At 50.5% G+C, this 16778-nt stretch carries 15 protein-coding genes; 8 read left to right on the top strand and 7 right to left on the bottom strand.

All coding sequences use genetic code 11. The features are described from left to right. Positions 1 to 34 precede the first annotated feature (34 nt). Positions 35 to 1009: a hypothetical protein gene (locus QCD69_RS16325; protein WP_301252760.1), complete on the top strand. Its 975-nt coding sequence runs from the start codon at positions 35 to 37 to the stop codon at positions 1007 to 1009. 37 nt (positions 1010 to 1046) lie between these two features. Here QCD69_RS16325 and QCD69_RS16330 read toward each other — a convergent pair whose 3' ends face one another. From QCD69_RS16330 to QCD69_RS16350, 5 genes are all read right to left on the bottom strand, one after another. Further along, complete coding sequence (locus tag QCD69_RS16330) at positions 1047 to 1667, bottom strand: glycoside hydrolase family protein (RefSeq protein WP_301252762.1); 621 nt, start codon at positions 1665 to 1667, stop codon at positions 1047 to 1049. Beyond that, a complete protein-coding gene (locus QCD69_RS16335; RefSeq protein ID WP_301252763.1) occupies positions 1645 to 1845 on the bottom strand; it encodes a hypothetical protein in 201 nt (66 codons plus the stop codon). The genes QCD69_RS16330 and QCD69_RS16335 overlap by 23 nt, the downstream gene beginning before the upstream one ends. A gap of 101 nt (positions 1846 to 1946) precedes the next feature. Next, complete coding sequence (locus tag QCD69_RS16340; protein WP_301252765.1) at positions 1947 to 2240, bottom strand: hypothetical protein; 294 nt, start codon at positions 2238 to 2240, stop codon at positions 1947 to 1949. Then, positions 2240 to 3097 carry a hypothetical protein gene (locus QCD69_RS16345; RefSeq protein ID WP_301252767.1) on the bottom strand — a complete coding sequence of 286 codons (858 nt, stop codon included), beginning with the start codon at positions 3095 to 3097 and terminating at the stop codon, positions 2240 to 2242. Before QCD69_RS16345 ends, QCD69_RS16340 begins: the two co-directional genes overlap by 1 nt. A gap of 81 nt (positions 3098 to 3178) precedes the next feature. Then, positions 3179 to 4324 (bottom strand): hypothetical protein, encoded by a 1146-nt coding sequence (locus QCD69_RS16350; protein WP_301252768.1) that lies wholly within the window; start codon positions 4322 to 4324, stop codon positions 3179 to 3181. A gap of 70 nt (positions 4325 to 4394) precedes the next feature. On the opposite strand from QCD69_RS16350, the gene QCD69_RS16355 reads away from it, so the two are divergent. Next, positions 4395 to 5599, top strand: a protein-coding gene (locus QCD69_RS16355) for an IS3 family transposase (protein WP_301252770.1) whose coding sequence is annotated in 2 segments (ribosomal slippage) — positions 4395 to 4713 and positions 4713 to 5599 — 1206 coding nt in all. Because the reading frame shifts where the segments join, the coding sequence is not laid out codon by codon here. On the opposite strand, the gene QCD69_RS16360 is transcribed toward QCD69_RS16355, so the two are convergent. Next, positions 5530 to 6537 (bottom strand): recombinase family protein, encoded by a 1008-nt coding sequence (locus QCD69_RS16360; RefSeq protein WP_301252772.1) that lies wholly within the window; start codon positions 6535 to 6537, stop codon positions 5530 to 5532. The two genes, QCD69_RS16355 and QCD69_RS16360, sit on opposite strands and share 70 nt — an antisense overlap. An 87-nt stretch (positions 6538 to 6624) precedes the next feature. On the opposite strand from QCD69_RS16360, the gene yeaG reads away from it, so the two are divergent. From yeaG to QCD69_RS16390, 6 genes are all read left to right on the top strand, one after another. Beyond that, entirely contained in the window at positions 6625 to 8559 is a 1935-nt protein-coding gene (gene yeaG, locus QCD69_RS16365) for a protein kinase YeaG (RefSeq protein WP_125287770.1), read from the top strand. Between the two features lie 70 nt (positions 8560 to 8629). Continuing rightward, positions 8630 to 9907: a YeaH/YhbH family protein gene (locus QCD69_RS16370; RefSeq protein ID WP_253453738.1), complete on the top strand. Its 1278-nt coding sequence runs from the start codon at positions 8630 to 8632 to the stop codon at positions 9905 to 9907. 599 nt (positions 9908 to 10506) lie between these two features. Next, positions 10507 to 12234 (top strand): potassium/proton antiporter, encoded by a 1728-nt coding sequence (locus QCD69_RS16375; RefSeq protein ID WP_253453737.1) that lies wholly within the window; start codon positions 10507 to 10509, stop codon positions 12232 to 12234. Between the two features lie 67 nt (positions 12235 to 12301). Beyond that, the gene (locus tag QCD69_RS16380; protein WP_253453735.1) at positions 12302 to 12535 is read left to right on the top strand and encodes a DUF1480 family protein; all 234 of its coding nucleotides are present in this window, start codon (positions 12302 to 12304) and stop codon (positions 12533 to 12535) included. Between the two features lie 386 nt (positions 12536 to 12921). Further along, positions 12922 to 14388, top strand: coding sequence for an undecaprenyl-phosphate galactose phosphotransferase WbaP (gene wbaP / locus QCD69_RS16385; protein ID WP_253453732.1), 1467 nt, complete (start codon positions 12922 to 12924; stop codon positions 14386 to 14388). Between the two features lie 107 nt (positions 14389 to 14495). After that, entirely contained in the window at positions 14496 to 15686 is a 1191-nt protein-coding gene (locus tag QCD69_RS16390) for a multidrug effflux MFS transporter (protein WP_301252775.1), read from the top strand. 2 nt (positions 15687 to 15688) lie between these two features. Here QCD69_RS16390 and dadX read toward each other — a convergent pair whose 3' ends face one another. Then, on the bottom strand, positions 15689 to 16759 hold the full coding sequence (gene dadX / locus QCD69_RS16395) for a catabolic alanine racemase DadX (protein ID WP_301252776.1): 1071 nt from the start codon (positions 16757 to 16759) through the stop codon (positions 15689 to 15691). Between the last annotated feature and the right edge of the window lie 19 nt (positions 16760 to 16778).

The raw sequence follows: 16778 nt of genomic DNA on the forward strand, positions 1-16778 counted from the left end.
TGTGCTTAGGATAATCTGAACTTAAGAGATAAAAATGAACAACAAAACCTTCGTAAGAACTTTATTGGTAAACTCAGAAAACAAGCAATTTATCAAGTCCTTAGATGAACGCAGCCTGGATAGTTACATTGAGTTATTGTCTAAAGAAAGACAAAAAGAAAATAAAAACCATCTTACTATAATTGATTTCTCACCGGTTATTGAACACTTTCATCAAACCATTGAAACAGCTTTTAGAAAGCATAGAAGTGAAGAAATAAAACTCCACCATGCGACCACTTATAACAATTGGTTAAGGCTTAAAGACATTCCTGCTGATAAAGAAACCATCATTTCTGATCAATCAATGAAAATCATGAATGATACTGAATGGACAATCAATGCGGTTATAGCCAGCACAACGTCATTAAGACACAAGTATTTTTCAAAATCAGAAGAGGAAAAAAAAGAGCTGTGTGATTCAATTATAGGCGATACAGACATCTTTATTGAATCAATTTTATGCCATATCCATGCTGCAATTATCTTCGATACAAGGGTACTAAAAAAAAGCATCACCATTCCTCAACACTTAATTTCCATTTTTGAAAACCTGCAAGATTTACTAAGATATGAGGCAGGAGTTCATCCTGACTTGACTCTTGCCCATGCTAATATTATTGAGCAGAGTTACATGGAGAACATTGGAATCGACCCTGAATTGATTATAAACCTAACCAATGCAAATACCTCAATTGAAAAAATTAAGCAAAAAATATATTCAAACCCTATACAGGACGTACAAAATTTTGGGAATAACCAATACACCAGACAATGGACTTTGATCTGGCATAAAGCTTCCACTCATAAAACAGAAAGAGCAATTGTTATCGCTGACAAAATGAAAAAGATATTAAGCATAATGAATTTAATCAATAAAATTAAAAATCAAGAATACGAATATAGTAGAGACAGTATTGATGTAGCTAATGTTGAAATGGAGATAAAACTATTAACGAACAAGCAGTAGGATCAAAAAAAGGGGATACCATATGGTATCCCCTCTTCTACATACCGAATTTGTGTATGTAGCTTTGTATTTCTTCTTTGTTGGTCATAGTACCGGCAAGTAGCTCACTCTCCATCAAACGCCTTGTATAGAGGCCGTAGCACAGCTTATTAGGCTTGCCCTGATGGTACTGAGAGCAATCATAGTAGTACTTACCATTCCTGTGTTCCCAGCGTCCTTTAGAGTAATCTGGCTTCCTCTGCGAGACATAACGCCATTGCAGTACTGCTTTGCTTGCCTGTACATAGTTACCCTCAGCAAGCCTCTTTTTTACTGTACTGTTATTTGCTGCATTAATGCCTGCGTTATAGGCGAAATCCAGAAACCCTACAGTTGTTGAAACCGGCATTACTGGCAGGTTGTTCAGTACTACTGTGTACTTATAAAGTGTCTTATCAAGCAGTACATCACACTCTTTCTTTGTATACTCTTTTTGAATAGCCTCTGTCATTTGTGGTACATAGCCATAACAAAGAGTCGTAATACCAACAGGATCTTTATAAGGCGAGTAGCTGCCGTTAGGATTCATTGATGGTAATCCTTCAAAGGTTACTACGCTTGTTCCAAACAGAAGTAGTACCCCTGCACTTATTCCCTTAATTGTGCTTTTTAAATCCATCCATAGACTCCGTTTTTAATATCTTGAAGTCAGTTATATCAGTACAATCATGAACCCTTCCGTCCACTACTACGCATTGAATATAACTAATTCCTTTTGGCTCTGTTTGTGTACTACTGTGTGCAAAGAACAGGATAGAACCAATAACGATAACAAGTGCGATAACAATCTTTTTCATAAAAACCTCTCATTGAATAAAAAATCAGGAAAAGAAATCATCTTCCCTTCCTGATATTATTTAATGAATTAACATTAAAAAGAGGTTTAAATGAAACAGCCTTACTTCTTATTGAAGTACTGCCTGATTTTTTTATACCATCCATATGAGAACTGTATGAACTTAACTAAATTCATCACAAATAAAAGCACTGCTCCTATTGCAAGTATGATTGTTACCCATCCACCTAACGTTACGCCTAAGAACACTAAGTTAGAAATTTGGGTGCTCGTTACTGCTGCTGTAATGCCTTGATGTGTTAATTGATCAGTAATACATGAACCGTATACTGTTATTGCCGTAATTACTTCTTTATCTGGTAGCATTCCCCGCCCCCTGCTTAAAGGGGTAATCATTACCCCTGTAGTATATTGTTGTTGTCCACTGAATCAAGGTATGCGTTAACTCCGTCACTTAGTTTTGAACTATATACCGGATCGTCTAATCCCCTCCATCGCTGGACAAGTTTGTTATAATCGCCGCCATTTTCTGAATCTAAAATTTCAATAATCTTTTTGGCAATCGAGTTATATGTTTTTCTGAATTGTGGCGTACTACCCATAACGCCTTTCTTACCATACCCAAAGGTAGGATCATCAGGGCGTGCGGCCATGACCTTAGCTTGATCGATAAAGTTGTTCGCATATTCAAGTTCTTCATTACTGAATGCTTGAGGATAGCGAGACACAATATCTTCCATCAAACTACCGGTAATCTGTGCCGGGCCATATGCAGTACTTGTACCGCCTACAGTACTATCCGGTTGGCCTGTACGTATCCACGGATCTTTAAGCCCGCCAGTTTCTGCATGAACAATACCGTTATACAACGCTTCATTGCGTAGACTGATTTCAGGTGCAGTACTTTTCTGTGCTTTAGCTTGAGGCACTTCTACAGACTGAGTTACATGTACAGGCTCAGAGATAGTCTGTTGTTGGCTTACAGTGTTCTTTGGCTGAGTATCGGTAGTACTTGCAGTACGGCCTAATGCCTCTGCTGCTGTCATACTGTCGTCAATTAGTCTCTGGATCATCGGTACGTTCTTACGTGCAAGAGCTTCCATATCCTTCTGAGATAAAGAGTTCCAGTACTGTACCGCTTGGTTGTAGGTATTAATATCGGCCTGGCTTGCATTACTACCTGGTGCAGTTGTTTGTGCAACACGTTGTTCCTGTAACCTCTGCATCTCTTTTTCAGCAAGAACATCAGTCATGTTCTTGCCCTTACTACTTTTCAGATAGGTTTTGAGTGCTAACGACTCTTGAACTTTAGTAGCGTTATCAGGTTGTGTTAACTAGTCGATGTACTGGCTCGCTTTACGGTTCGTACCGCGTAAGCCATCTACCACGCCTTCAGTGATTGCTTTTCTGGCTCCTGCTCCTGCAAGATGCCCGACGAGATAACCGCCAGGACCACCGACAAGGCCACCAAGTACACCTGAACCCCATCCGATACCGCCGCCCAAGTTGCCGTACCAGAAGGTATTGCCGGGATCTTTAGGTTTTGCTCGTAACTTAGTAATATCAGCAGCGTCAGAAAGTGCACTGTTAATTGATTGCTGTACTGGTGCATTGGGTAATTGACTACCAGCGGCAATGAGTTCATCTGAAGCACCGCTTTGTACATCAGAATTACGCAGTACTTTAGCAAGTGTACCAAAGTTCATTTGACCAGAAGTTTCAGCTTTCTCAACTGCACGGTTTCGTACAGCAGTACTCAAGCCCTGCCCTAATTTAACTGCATTTTTACTCACATCTGGTGTGCCATTAGTTGCAATGCGTCCAAGTACAGAATCTTTTACGTTATTAGTATTGAATTCACCTGAAGTTGGATTGAAAAATTTATTTTCAGCAGCCTGTTCATTAGGATCATTGGCAATTTTACTAAGTACAGATTTTTTACCAATTGAGTTTACCCCATCACCATAAAATTCATCGGCTTCACGATATAAACTACCGGCAGCAGGATTAATACTACTGATTGTTGCATCAGCTTCCTGTTTTAATCCTGAAAGTACTTCACGGATAGCATCCCTGCTTGTGTAATCACCCTGACGAAAGGCAATGTCTGATTTATTAGTGAGGGTACGTTTCCATTTATCTAAATCCTGAATGTTGCGTAGATCTGCTTTGTTGAAATTCTCAAGAGTTCTGCGTACTTCAGGACTTAGATTCACATCACCCATTCTTTCATTTTCATCCAAATGATACTGAGCTACTTGCTTAGTACGTGGCATTTTGAGTTGTCCAACCTGAGCTTGATCCAGTAATTGCTGTGCTTCGTTTGCTCTTGCCGTATAGAGTTTTGAAGCCTCTTTATGGAAATCATTACCTAAAGCAACACCTGCGTTTTGAAGCGTAGTCGGACTTACGTTCACGTCCTTAATCGCATCCTTGATCGCATCGCCAGTATCAGTAGCTAGACTGGCCCCATAGATCACCAGACACTTCGCCTCTCTTAAAATAAGAGGTAGTCTTAGACCTATGTTTAACACCAGTCAGAATAATAAGATGGTTGAAGTGTTATCAGGACCTGAGCGGCGTCGCCGTCGTACACCGCAGGAAAAAATTGCTATTATTCAGCAGACTATGGAACCCGGCATGACCGTGTCTCATGTCGCTCGCCTGCATGGCATCAATGCTAACCAGATCTTCAAATGGCGCAGGCAGTATGAAGACGGTTCTCTGACCGCCGTGGCATCAGGTGAAGAAGTCGTACCCGCGTCTGAACTTGCTGCGGCCAATAAGCAAATCCGCGAACTTCAGCGTCTTCTGGGCAAAAAGACGATGGAAGCTGAGATACTCAAAGAGGCCGTGGAGTTCGGTCGGGCAAAAAAATGGATTGCGCATGCGCCCTTGTCGCCCGGGGACGACGACTGACCGATGTCTCCCGGAGTATTGGTGTGTCGCGTGCGCAACTGAGCATCAGAGTTCACCGGCCACCTGACTGGCAGGATCGCAGACGGCAGCCCCGCTCTGACGATAGCGCCGTGTTATCCCGGATAAACACGGCGGTGTCTGATCTGCCGACGTATGGCTATCGCCGCGTGTGGGCGCTGCTGCGACGGGAGTCAGAGCGGGGTGGCCTGCCTGTGGTTAATGCGAAGCGGGTGTATCGCATTATGAAAGCACACCATCTGCTTCTTGAGCGTAAACCTGCGGATCCTCGCCGGAAGTGCGCCCACAAGGGGCGCGTGGCGGTAGCTGAAAGTAACCGGCGCTGGTGCTCAGATGGCTTCGAGTTCCGCTGTGACAATGGCGAAAAGCTGCGGGTGACCTTCGCGCAGGACTGCTGCGACAGGGAGATCATAGACTGGGCGGCGGGCACAGGTGGCTATGACAAAGAGACCGTGCAGGATGTCATGTTGGGCGCGGTGGAAAAACGCTTCGGAAGGCAGTTGCCCACAGAGTCGCTGGAATGGCTGACGGATAACGGTTCAGCCTACAGAGCGCATGAAACACGGGCGTTCGCCCGGATGCTGGGACTTGAGCCGTGCACAACAGCAGTCCGTAGCCCGGAAAGCAACGGCATAGCAGAAAGCTTCGTGAAAACGATAAAGCGGGACTACATCAGCTGCATGCCGAAACCGGACAGCCAGACCGCAGTGATGAATCTGGCCGTGGCGTTTACCCATTACAATGAACATCACCCGCACAGTGCGCTGGGATATCGCTCACCACGGGAATATATACGCAGGAAGTTATCGCAACCGTAAGAGAGAAAAGACGTCTGGATATATAGGGTCAAATCCAGTCCGGTACTCAAACCCTCTTCAGTAAGTTTGAAGATTTCTTTAACTTCTTCAGTGTTTTCAAGAAGATTATCAGGAGCTTTACCTACATGAGCTTTATTAGCATCGATCAAATTTTGAACTATGGTAAATTTTTCAGGCTCAACTACAATTGGGTACACACTGGGTAAAATTTGACCATTTAGACGCTTATGTTCACCGATCAATCGTCTGCCTCGAAGTAGCTTGGAAATGGTCACTAAGCGAGAGCCATCGTTAAGCATTTTGACAATTTGACCTGTGCTATATCCGTGGATATACCATTCAAAAATCTGCTTTATCTCTTCAGCTTTTCCTGGCTTGAGAGCATATTTGTTATCGACATTTTCTAACCAGCGGGGAAGTTTGTTTGAAAGTACTTCACCCTTTTCTACCGCCTTAAGTACCTTGTTTTCCCAAGCAGTTTTGGCCCGTACTGACTTCATTAGTGACTCGTTATGACTTCTCGAAAGAATAATTTCCATATGAATTTTTGTGAAAGGATCATCTTTCTTTAACACAAGGCCAGTACTGATATCGAACACTACGACATCGGAATTTACAATGAACTGAATAGTATTTTCTGACCACGCGTTACGACGCGACAGCCTATCAAGGCTGGTAACTATAAGAGCACTACCGAAACCAATTCGGTGCTCCTTCACGTCTTTAAGGAAAAGTCCGAGAGCAGAAGATTCTGCAATGTTGGCTTCGGTGTAGGCTGATGTCCCAATATCCTCGATGAATATCGGCTCACCTGTGAATTTTGCAGCATTTTCCTCTAAAAAACGCTCAATTATCGACCTCTGATCGTCTAATCCTTGACCGCCGACCACTTGACTCATTGTAGAAAGGCGTCGATAACAATAAGGTATGTATTTCATAAAATTCCTCGCTCAAGAGGCGTGCTTCAAGATGTAGCCAACGTATCCTTTTTTGTTCCCAACGATTCTAACAGGACGGGCATCGCTATGAATATATTCGATCACTATCGTCAGCGTTATGAAGCTGCCAAGGACGAAGAGTTCACACTGCAGGAATTTCTTACCGTTTGCCGGCAAGATCGTAGTGCATACGCCAACGCGGCAGAAAGGCTATTAATGGCTATTGGTGAGCCAATAATGGTCGATACTGCTCAGGAGCCACGCCTTTCCCGACTGTTTTCCAATCGCGTCATTGCACGCTATCCCGCCTTTGAGGAGTTTTACGGCATGGAGGAAGCGATTGAGCAAATCGTTTCTTATCTGAAGCATGCCGCGCAGGGGCTGGAAGAGAAGAAACAGATCCTCTATCTGCTGGGCCCGGTGGGCGGCGGTAAATCTTCGCTTGCCGAGCGTCTGAAATCTTTGATGCAGCGCGTACCCATTTACGTGCTCAGCGCCGACGGCGAACGTAGCCCGGTCAACGATCATCCGCTGTGCCTGTTTAACCCGCAGGAAGACGCCAATATCCTTGAAAAAGAGTACGGCGTGCCGCGGCGTTACCTCGGCACCATTATGTCGCCCTGGGCGGCCAAACGGCTGCATGAGTTTGGCGGCGATATCTCCCGCTTTAAAGTTGTAAAAGTCTGGCCGTCGATTCTGGAACAGCTCGCCATTGCCAAAACCGAACCGGGCGATGAAAACAACCAGGATATTTCCGCGCTGGTAGGTAAAGTAGATATCCGTAAACTGGAGAACCACGCACAGAACGATCCGGACGCCTATGGCTATTCTGGCGCGCTGTGCCGGGCTAACCAAGGGATTATGGAATTCGTAGAGATGTTTAAAGCGCCAATCAAGGTGCTGCATCCTTTACTGACCGCGACCCAGGAAGGTAACTATAACGGTACCGAAGGGATTTCCGCCCTGCCTTTCAACGGCATTATTCTGGCGCACTCCAACGAATCAGAATGGGTGACCTTCCGTAATAACAAAAACAACGAGGCGTTTCTTGACCGTGTTTATATCGTCAAGGTGCCTTACTGCCTGCGCGTGTCGGAAGAGATCAAGATCTACGACAAGCTGCTTGACCACAGTGAGCTGACGCACGCGCCATGCGCGCCAGGCACGCTGGAAACGCTGGCGCGCTTCTCCATTCTTTCTCGCCTGAAAGAGCCGGAAAACTCCAGCACCTACTCGAAAATGCGCGTCTATGACGGCGAAAGCCTGAAAGATACCGATCCAAAAGCTAAATCCTACCAGGAATACCGTGATTACGCCGGGGTCGATGAAGGGATGAACGGTTTATCCACCCGCTTCGCCTTTAAAATCCTGTCCCGCGTGTTTAACTTCGATCATACCGAAGTTGCCGCCAACCCGGTGCATCTGTTCTACGTGCTGGAGCAGCAGATCGAACGCGAACAGTTCCCGCAGGATTTAGCCGAAAAATACCTTGAGCACCTGAAAGGCTATCTGATCCCGAAATATGCCGAGTTTATTGGCAAAGAGATCCAGACTGCCTACCTGGAATCTTATTCAGAGTACGGTCAGAATATCTTTGACCGCTACGTAACCTATGCCGATTTCTGGATCCAGGATCAGGAATACCGCGACCCTGATACCGGCCAGCTGTTCGACCGTGAATCGCTGAATGCGGAGCTGGAAAAAATCGAGAAGCCTGCCGGGATCAGCAATCCGAAAGACTTCCGTAACGAAATCGTCAACTTTGTGCTGCGTGCCCGTGCCCACAACAGCGGGCGTAATCCAAACTGGACCAGCTATGAAAAACTGCGCACGGTAATCGAGAAGAAAATGTTCTCGAATACCGAGGAACTGCTGCCGGTTATTTCGTTCAATGCCAAAACGTCCACGGATGAACAGAAAAAACATGATGATTTCGTCGACCGTATGATGGAAAAAGGCTATACCCGCAAGCAGGTTCGTCTGCTGTGCGAATGGTATCTGCGCGTGAGAAAATCATCCTAAACCCGACTTCATAAATGCATTCCCGTGGGTCAGCAAACCTGGCCCAACGGCAACGTTGTTTGGGGGAATTATGGCCTATTTTATCGATCGGCGTCTTAACGGTAAAAACAAAAGCGCGGTGAACCGTCAGCGCTTTTTACGCCGCTATAAGTCGCAAATCAAACAGTCGATCTCCGAGGCCATTAATAAGCGTTCGGTAACCGACATTGAGAGCGGCGAGTCAGTTTCTATCCCCGTTGATGATATCAACGAACCGGTATTTCATCAGGGCCGTGGCGGCCAGCGCCATCGCGTGCATCCCGGCAATGACCATTTTGTGCAAAACGATCGTGTTGAACGCCCTCAGGGAGGCGGCGGCGGCGGCGGTAGCGGACAGGGCAATGCCAGTCAGGATGGCGAGGGCAAAGATGAATTCGTCTTTAATATCTCTAAAGATGAGTATCTGGATCTGTTATTTGAAGATCTGGCCCTGCCGAACCTGAAAAAGAATCAGCATCGTCAGCTGAACGAGTACAAGGTGCATCGCGCCGGCTTCACCTCTAACGGCGTGCCGGCAAATATCAGCGTGGTGCGTTCGCTTCAGAACTCGCTGGCGCGGCGTACGGCCATGACCGCCGGGAAGCGGCGAATGCTGGGCGAGCTGGAGGCCGCGCTGGAAGCCGTGCAGAAAGCCGAACCGGCCCAGCTGCTGGAAGAAGAACGCCTGCGCCAGGAGATTGCCGACCTGCGCGCCCGTATTAAACGCGTGCCCTTTATCGATACCTTTGACCTGCGCTATAAAAACTTTGAGAAGCGTCCCGAACCGTCCAGCCAGGCCGTGATGTTCTGCCTGATGGACGTTTCCGGCTCCATGGATCAGGCCACCAAAGATATGGCTAAACGCTTTTATATTCTGCTCTATCTGTTCCTGAGCAGAACCTATAAAAACGTTGAGGTGGTCTATATTCGCCACCATACGCAGGCGAAAGAAGTGGACGAGCAGGAGTTCTTCTACTCGCAGGAAACGGGGGGCACTATTGTTTCCAGCGCCCTGAAGCTGATGGATGAAGTGGTGAAAGAGCGTTACGATCCGGCGCAGTGGAATATTTATGCTGCTCAGGCTTCCGATGGCGATAACTGGGCGGACGATTCACCGCTCTGTCATGAAATCCTGGCTAAGCATATTTTGCCGGTAGTGCGTTATTACAGCTACATCGAAATTACCCGCCGCGCCCATCAGACGCTGTGGCGCGAGTACGAGCATTTACAGGCGATGTTCGACAACTTTGCTATCCAACATATTCGTGAGCCGGAAGATATTTATCCGGTATTCCGTGAGCTTTTCCACAAGCAGGCGGAAAACGCCTGAAAGTAGTGATAAATCAGTCAGCATTTCGGGCTGGCTGATTTTCTTACCCGCTTAGCAACATTCAGCGCTGCCTGAAGCCGCCTTTCAACCCCGGGCTATTTACAGCTTTGGCAAAATGACGTGCCGGGCCGGGCAACGTACTTATGCCTGGGTCAGGCAGCAGCCTTCTGAAAAAACCTTGCTCCTGAAGAGTGCATTGCGTTTCGCTTTCGATGCTTAAGCGTTTATACCCTTCCCTTAGCCTTCGCCGCCGTCAGGCCAGGCTTACGCTAAAAACGACGTCCGATGCAACGCTTACCGCTGCTGATTATGCAGTAAATACCTCTTCTTTCTCCCGTTTCGCTCCCATCCTTCCCGCCAGTCCCTCTCAAGCTAACGACATTAATCGTATTCTGATGTCAAAAGCACAGGCTATTTGTTACTATTATTCCCGCGATCGTTCCAGAATTTCTAAATTATCATACACTTGTTAGCTGCAGCAGCAGAAAACACGCCAAAACAGCCGTGGCGAAACAAAATTGCCCCTATTCCCATATTCAGGGTATGCTTACGCCTCGCCATCGACGCAGTTTTTTTATCAGATACAGGAGATTGCCCCATTGGAAGCCAGTGCTATCTATAGTCTGTTTATCATCGGTTCAGTGCTGGTGGCGGCAAGCATCTTGCTCAGTTCCTTCTCTTCAAAGCTCGGCATCCCTATTCTGGTTATTTTCCTCGCGCTGGGCATGTTGGCCGGCGTGGACGGCATTGGCGGCATCGCTTTTGATAATTATCCTGCCGCTTACCTTATCAGTAACCTGGCGCTGGCGGTGATCCTGCTGGATGGCGGAATGCGCACCCAGGCCAGCTCGTTCAAAGTCGCGCTGGGCCCGGCGCTCTCGCTGTCGACCATCGGCGTGCTGATTACGGCCGGGCTGACCGGCATGGCGGCCGCCTGGCTGTTTAACCTGAGCATGATTGAGGGCTTCCTGGTCGGGGCGATTATCGGTTCGACCGACGCGGCGGCCGTATTTTCGCTGCTCGGCGGTAAAGGGCTGAATGAACGCGTCAGCGCCACGCTGGAAATGGAATCCGGCAGCAACGATCCTATGGCGGTATTCCTGACCATTACGCTGATCGAAATGCTGGAACAGGGTCAGACTGGCCTGAGCTGGATGTTTATCGTGCATCTTATTCAGCAGTTTGGTTTGGGTATCGTGCTGGGCCTGGGCGGCGGCTGGGGGCTGTTGCAGCTGATTAATCGCGTCTCGCTGCCCAGCGGGCTTTATCCGCTGCTGGCCGTCAGCGGCGGCATTCTGGTGTTTGCGCTGACCACCGTGCTGGAAGGCAGCGGCATTCTGGCGGTCTATCTTTGCGGCTTCTGGCTGGGCAATAACCCAATCCGCAACCGGCACGGCATTCTGCAAACCTTTGACGGCATGGCCTGGCTGAGCCAGATCGGTATGTTCCTGGTGTTGGGGCTGCTGGTGAATCCTACCGATCTCTGGAATATCGCCTTACCGGCCATGCTGCTGTCGCTGTGGCTGATCCTGTTTGCCCGTCCGCTCTCCGTTTTTGTCGGCCTGCTGCCGTTTCGTGGATTTACCACGCGTGAGCGCTTCTTTATCAGCTGGGTTGGTCTGCGCGGCGCGGTGCCTATTATCCTGGCGGTTTTCCCGATGATGGCCGGACTGCCGCATGCCTCGCTGTTCTTTAACATCGCATTCTTTGTGGTGCTGGTTTCGCTGATGGTACAGGGAACCTCTCTCGGCTATGCTGCCCGTAAAGCCAGGGTGATCGTGCCGCCTACCGCCTCGCCTGTTTCCCGCGTGGGCCTGGATATCCACCCTGAGAATCCCTGGGAGCAGTTTGTCTACCAGCTGGGCGCTGATAAATGGTGTATCGGCGCCGCGCTACGCGAGCTGAAAATGCCGCGCGAGACGCGTATCGCCGCGCTTTTCCGCGATAATCTGCTGCTGCATCCAACCGGCAATACCCGCCTGCGCGAAGGCGACGTGCTGTGCGTGATTGGCCGCGAAAAGGATCTGCCGGAACTGGGTAAACTGTTCAGCCAGTCGCCGCCCGTTTCGCTCGATCAGCGCTTCTTTGGCGACTTTATTCTTCAGGCCGATGCTCGCCTGCACGACGTTTCAGAAATTTACGGTATCGAGCTGGATGAAGAGATGAATATGCAGCAGACGCTCGGGCATCTGGTCGCCAGCATGATCGGCGGCGCGCCGGTGGTCGGCGATCAGGTGGAATGGAAAAACATGATTTGGACCGTGGCGGAAAAGCAGGATAACGAAATAGTGAAAATCGGCGTGCGGATGGCGGAAGAGCGAGAATAATCCTGGGGCCGACTGGCAAATAACGACTACGCTTAAAGTTCGTGTCTAATCCGGAAGGGAGAAAATCATGGGTCATGTCGTAAAGATTGGTCGCTATGAAATTATCGACGCAGAGCTGGATGCGCAAAATGTCGATACGGTCATTATTCCCTGCAAGACCAACCCGGCGCTGAGCTATCAGCTCGACGGGTGGGATAATGAGACCAGCGTGCCCGCCTGGATTGATGGCGAACCTGTCGATCTGGCTATCGGTCACTACGATACCGAGCAGGATCAGTGGGTACTGAAAAAGCCAGCCTGAATCTGAACCAAAGCCGCTTATCTTGCCGCCGCGTTATTTCGCGGCGGTGAGCTATAATAATGTCTTATATTTGTTATACGCCTGTCATAAATTATCTTTTGCAATTTAATTTCCCGCTTCGTTTACTTTCCATTTCCTTTCAAAAAGCATTTTTCCCATTTTAGGAATTACCCGTATTAACTAACTCTCTGCTCTCCTGCATACTCTGTCACTGCTTCATGATGAAACAACGCCGACGTGTTTCATTTATTTAATCTCCTGAAACATACGGCCGTTAACTATTTAATACGCTGAAATTAAAACACTTAATTTCAGTATGATAACCCCTGAACGCGTGCTTGATCCTCGTCAGGTCAGCAATCCCTTATGAAAAGAGAGCAGGCATTATGGCAAGTACTCTGGTACTGAATGACCGTCGCCGCGCATTTAGCGGCACCCGGAAAAACATTATCGCCAAGCTGGCATTAAGTCTTAGCGACTTAATCTCCATTAACCTGGCGCTGTTTTTATCCACGGCAACCGTACGAGGTATTTGGGGGAACCTGGATATATTTCTTCCCCCGCAGGAAGTGCAAATACGCTTTACCGCCCAGTTTGTGATGTCCGTAGTCTGTACGGCCTGGTTCTGGATGCGGCTTCGTCACTATACCTACCGCAAGCCTTTCTGGTTTGAGCTGAAAGAGATCATTAAAACCCTGGTGATTTTCTCCCTGCTCGACCTGGCGCTGATTGCGTTTTCAAAATGGGATTTCTCCCGTCTGCTGTGGAGCTTCACCTGGATCTATGCGCTGGTCCTGGTGCCGCTGCTGCGCTCCAGCGTCAAGCACGCCATTCTGAAAGCGGGACAGTGGCAGAAGCAAACTATCATCATCGGCTCCGGTAAAAACGCCCGCGAAGCCTATGCGGCGCTGCAAAGCGAAGAGATCCTGGGCTATGAGGTAAAAGCTTTTGTCGCCTCTAACGGCCATACCGGCGCGGAAAGCCTGAACGGCGTGCCGGTTATTACCGCGAAGGACATCGTCTGGGACACGGTCGATCTGGAAAACACCCAGTTTATCGTTGCCATGGAGTACGAGCAGCAGGCGATGCGCGATAAGTGGCTCAAGCTGCTGTCGAAAAAGAAATGCCGCAGCGTTTCGGTCGTCCCGACGCTGCGCGGTGTGCCGCTCTACGGCACCGATATGTCTTTTATCTTCAGTCATGAAGTGATGATCCTGCGTGTCAGCAATAACCTGGCCAAACGCTCTTCACGCTTCCTGAAGCGCGTGTTCGACGTGGTGGTCGCCTCGCTGCTGCTGCTGTTCCTGGCCCCGGCTTTCGGCCTGATCTGCTGGCTGGTGGGCCGGGACGGCGGTAACAAAATTTACGGTCACGAACGCGTCGGTCAGGACGGCAAGAAGTTTAAATGCCTGAAGTTCCGCTCAATGGTCACCAACTCGAAAGAGGTGCTGGAAGAGCTGCTGGCAACCAGCGCCGAAGCGCGCGCCGAATGGGATAAAGACTTCAAGCTGAAAAACGATCCGCGCGTAACCAAAATCGGTGCTTTCCTGCGTAAAACCAGCCTGGACGAGCTGCCGCAGCTGTGGAACGTGATCCGTGGCGAGATGAGCCTGGTGGGGCCGCGTCCGGTGATTGAAGCGGAGCTGGAGCGCTACGCGGGCGACGTTGACTATTATCTGATGGCGAAACCGGGGATGACCGGCCTGTGGCAGGTTAGCGGCCGTAACGATATCGACTACGATACCCGCGTCTATTTCGACTCCTGGTATGTGAAAAACTGGGCGCTGTGGACGGATATCGCCATCCTGTTTAAAACGGCTGGCGTGGTACTGCGTCGCGACGGCGCTTACTGAGTTCCGGGGCGGCTGCTGCGGCACCGCCCCATAAGTTTTCCTTTTCTTTTCTCCCCGTTATCACTACTCTGTGCGGCTTGCTTTTTTTACTGGACGCCGCCGCCTCGATGCAAAAATTCACTTTACTTCTTCTCAGCCTGGTTCTGTTAGCACCGCTTGGCATCGATCTTTATTTGCCTACGCTGCCCGATATCGCGCTTGGGCTGAATACGCCGGTCAGCACCGTGCAAACGACTATTCCTCTGTTTCTGCTGGTGATGGGCCTGGGGCAGATTGTCGCCGGCCCGCTGGTGGATAACCTGGGCAGAAAGCCCGTGGCGCTGGCCGGGCTGCTGCTGTATATCGTTGGCAGCGTGCTGGCCGCCACCGCTTCCGGCTGGCCGCAGTTCCTCTGCGCGCGCGTGGTGCAGGGCTGCGCCGTTTGCTGTACTGCCGTGGTCGCCTTCAGCGGCGTGCGCGACAGGCTTGACGGCGACGATGCCGCCCGCGCCTATGGCTTTCTGAACGGTGCGCTGAATATCGTGCCCGCGCTGGCGCCAATGCTGGGCGGCTTTCTTGCCGAGGCCTTTGGCTGGCGCGCGCCCTTCTGGTTTTTAACCGCCTATGCGGTCGTCATCGGTCTGCTGGTGATTTTCTTTTTACCGGAGACCCGCCCGGCAGGCACGCTGGCCGTAAAAGGCATTCCGCTGCGTCAGTACTGGCAGATCCTGCGTCAGCCTCGCTTCCTGGCTTTCGCCTTTGCCAACGCGGGCGCGCTGGGGATGGTATTAACTTACGTCTCGCTGGCGCCGCAGGTGCTGATGACCGAGGGCCAGCTCTCTGCGCTGCAGTTCTCCATCGCCTTTGGCGCCAACGGCTTCTGGATCATGCTGGTCAGCGTGCTGGTGAATAAGATGATCCGCAAGGTGGGTCGCCCGATTTGTCTGGCGACGGGCAGCGTGGCGATGACGCTGGGCGCGGTGATGCTGTTGGGCGGCGTGCTGCTGTTACCGCTGGCATGGCAGCATCACTGGGCGCTCTATATGCTGCCGGTGGCGGTATCCGTCGCCGGGCTGGCTTTTACCGTCGGCCCGGCCACCAGCTACGCGCTGGAGCCCTATCAGAAACAGGCGGGCGTCGCTTCCGCGCTGGCGGGCTTTATCCAGATGGCCGGCGGCGCGTCGGGTGGGCTGTTGGCGATGGCGCTGCCGCTGGCGGAAAAATCCGCGCTGGCGCTGATGATGGTGGTGGGCGCGATACTGACGGGAACGGCCTGGTACTACAGTAAAAAAGTGCGCGGCACGCTGACCGCGCTTTAACCTTAAACGACGTTTACCGGTACGCGAGGCGCGAGCGCGCACATCAGCTCATAGCCTACCGTACCGGCCGCTTTTGCCACCTCGTCGATTTTGATGTTGTTACCCCACAGCTCCACCTGAGTACCGATGCCCGCCTGCTGGCAGGGCGTCAAATCCACCGTGATCATATCCATGGAAACCGCGCCGACAATCTGCGTTCTGACGCCATCAACCCAAACCGGCGTGCCGGTTGGCGCATGGCGCGGATAGCCGTCGGCATAGCCGCAGGCAACGATGCCGATACGCTGCTCGTCGCTGGCGCGGTAGCGTGCGCCATACCCTACGCCATCGCCGCGCCTGAGCGACTGGACGCCGATGATTTCACCGTTCAGCGTCATGGCTGGCCGTAGCCCGCTGCTGGCGACATCCTGCCAGTCGCCGCTTGGCGAAGCGCCATAGAGAATAATGCCCGGACGCACCCAGTCGTAATGGGTGTGGCTGTGCCACAACGTCGCCGCCGAATTCGCCAGCGAGCGCGGGCAGTTCAGCCCTTCCGCCGCCTGATTGATGCGCGCCATCGGCGCCGTCACGCCTTCATTGCTTTCCGCTTCGGCAAAATGCGCCATCAGCGTGATCTCGCCAACGTTCGGCAGCGTTTTAAGCTTGTGCCACACCTGCTGTACCAGCGCGGGCTGAAAGCCAAGACGGTTCATGCCGCTGTTCATTTTCAGGTAAATATCCAGCGGCGCGGAAAGCTTCGCCTTCGCCAGCGCCTGGATCTGCCAGTTGCTGTGCACGCTGGTGGTCAGCCGGTAGCGATCCAGAATCGGCAGCTCGTCCGCATGGAAAAAACCTTCCAGCAGCAGGATGGGCTTATTCCAGCCGCTTTCGCGCAGCAGAATAGCCTCTTCAAGATTCAGCAGCGCAAAACCGTCGGTCTCTGACAGGCTTTGCCAGACGCGAGCGATACCGTGTCCGTAGGCGTTGGCTTTTACCACCGACCAGACGTGAGAGCGAGGAGCAGCCTGGCGGGCGACGGCCAGGTTATGCCGCAACGCGCTGGTGTCGATAGTTGCGACAATAGGACGAGACATAACTTCTCCTGTTATAAGC

The sequence above is a fragment of the Erwinia sp. PsM31 genome, assembly GCF_030433775.1.
Taxonomy (GTDB): domain Bacteria; phylum Pseudomonadota; class Gammaproteobacteria; order Enterobacterales; family Enterobacteriaceae; genus Erwinia; species Erwinia aeris.

Coding starts and splice junctions, on each gene's coding strand:
- QCD69_RS16325 (WP_301252760.1), top strand. CDS start 35: ATGAACAACAAAACCTTCGTAAGAACTTTATTGGTAAACTCAGAAAAC.
- QCD69_RS16330 (WP_301252762.1), bottom strand. CDS start 1,667: ATGGATTTAAAAAGCACAATTAAGGGAATAAGTGCAGGGGTACTACTT.
- QCD69_RS16335 (WP_301252763.1), bottom strand. CDS start 1,845: ATGAAAAAGATTGTTATCGCACTTGTTATCGTTATTGGTTCTATCCTG.
- QCD69_RS16340 (WP_301252765.1), bottom strand. CDS start 2,240: ATGATTACCCCTTTAAGCAGGGGGCGGGGAATGCTACCAGATAAAGAA.
- QCD69_RS16345 (WP_301252767.1), bottom strand. CDS start 3,097: ATGACTGATGTTCTTGCTGAAAAAGAGATGCAGAGGTTACAGGAACAA.
- QCD69_RS16360 (WP_301252772.1), bottom strand. CDS start 6,537: ATGAAATACATACCTTATTGTTATCGACGCCTTTCTACAATGAGTCAA.
- yeaG (WP_125287770.1), top strand. CDS start 6,625: ATGAATATATTCGATCACTATCGTCAGCGTTATGAAGCTGCCAAGGAC.
- QCD69_RS16370 (WP_253453738.1), top strand. CDS start 8,630: ATGGCCTATTTTATCGATCGGCGTCTTAACGGTAAAAACAAAAGCGCG.
- QCD69_RS16380 (WP_253453735.1), top strand. CDS start 12,302: ATGGGTCATGTCGTAAAGATTGGTCGCTATGAAATTATCGACGCAGAG.
- wbaP (WP_253453732.1), top strand. CDS start 12,922: ATGGCAAGTACTCTGGTACTGAATGACCGTCGCCGCGCATTTAGCGGC.
- QCD69_RS16390 (WP_301252775.1), top strand. CDS start 14,496: ATGCAAAAATTCACTTTACTTCTTCTCAGCCTGGTTCTGTTAGCACCG.
- dadX (WP_301252776.1), bottom strand. CDS start 16,759: ATGTCTCGTCCTATTGTCGCAACTATCGACACCAGCGCGTTGCGGCAT.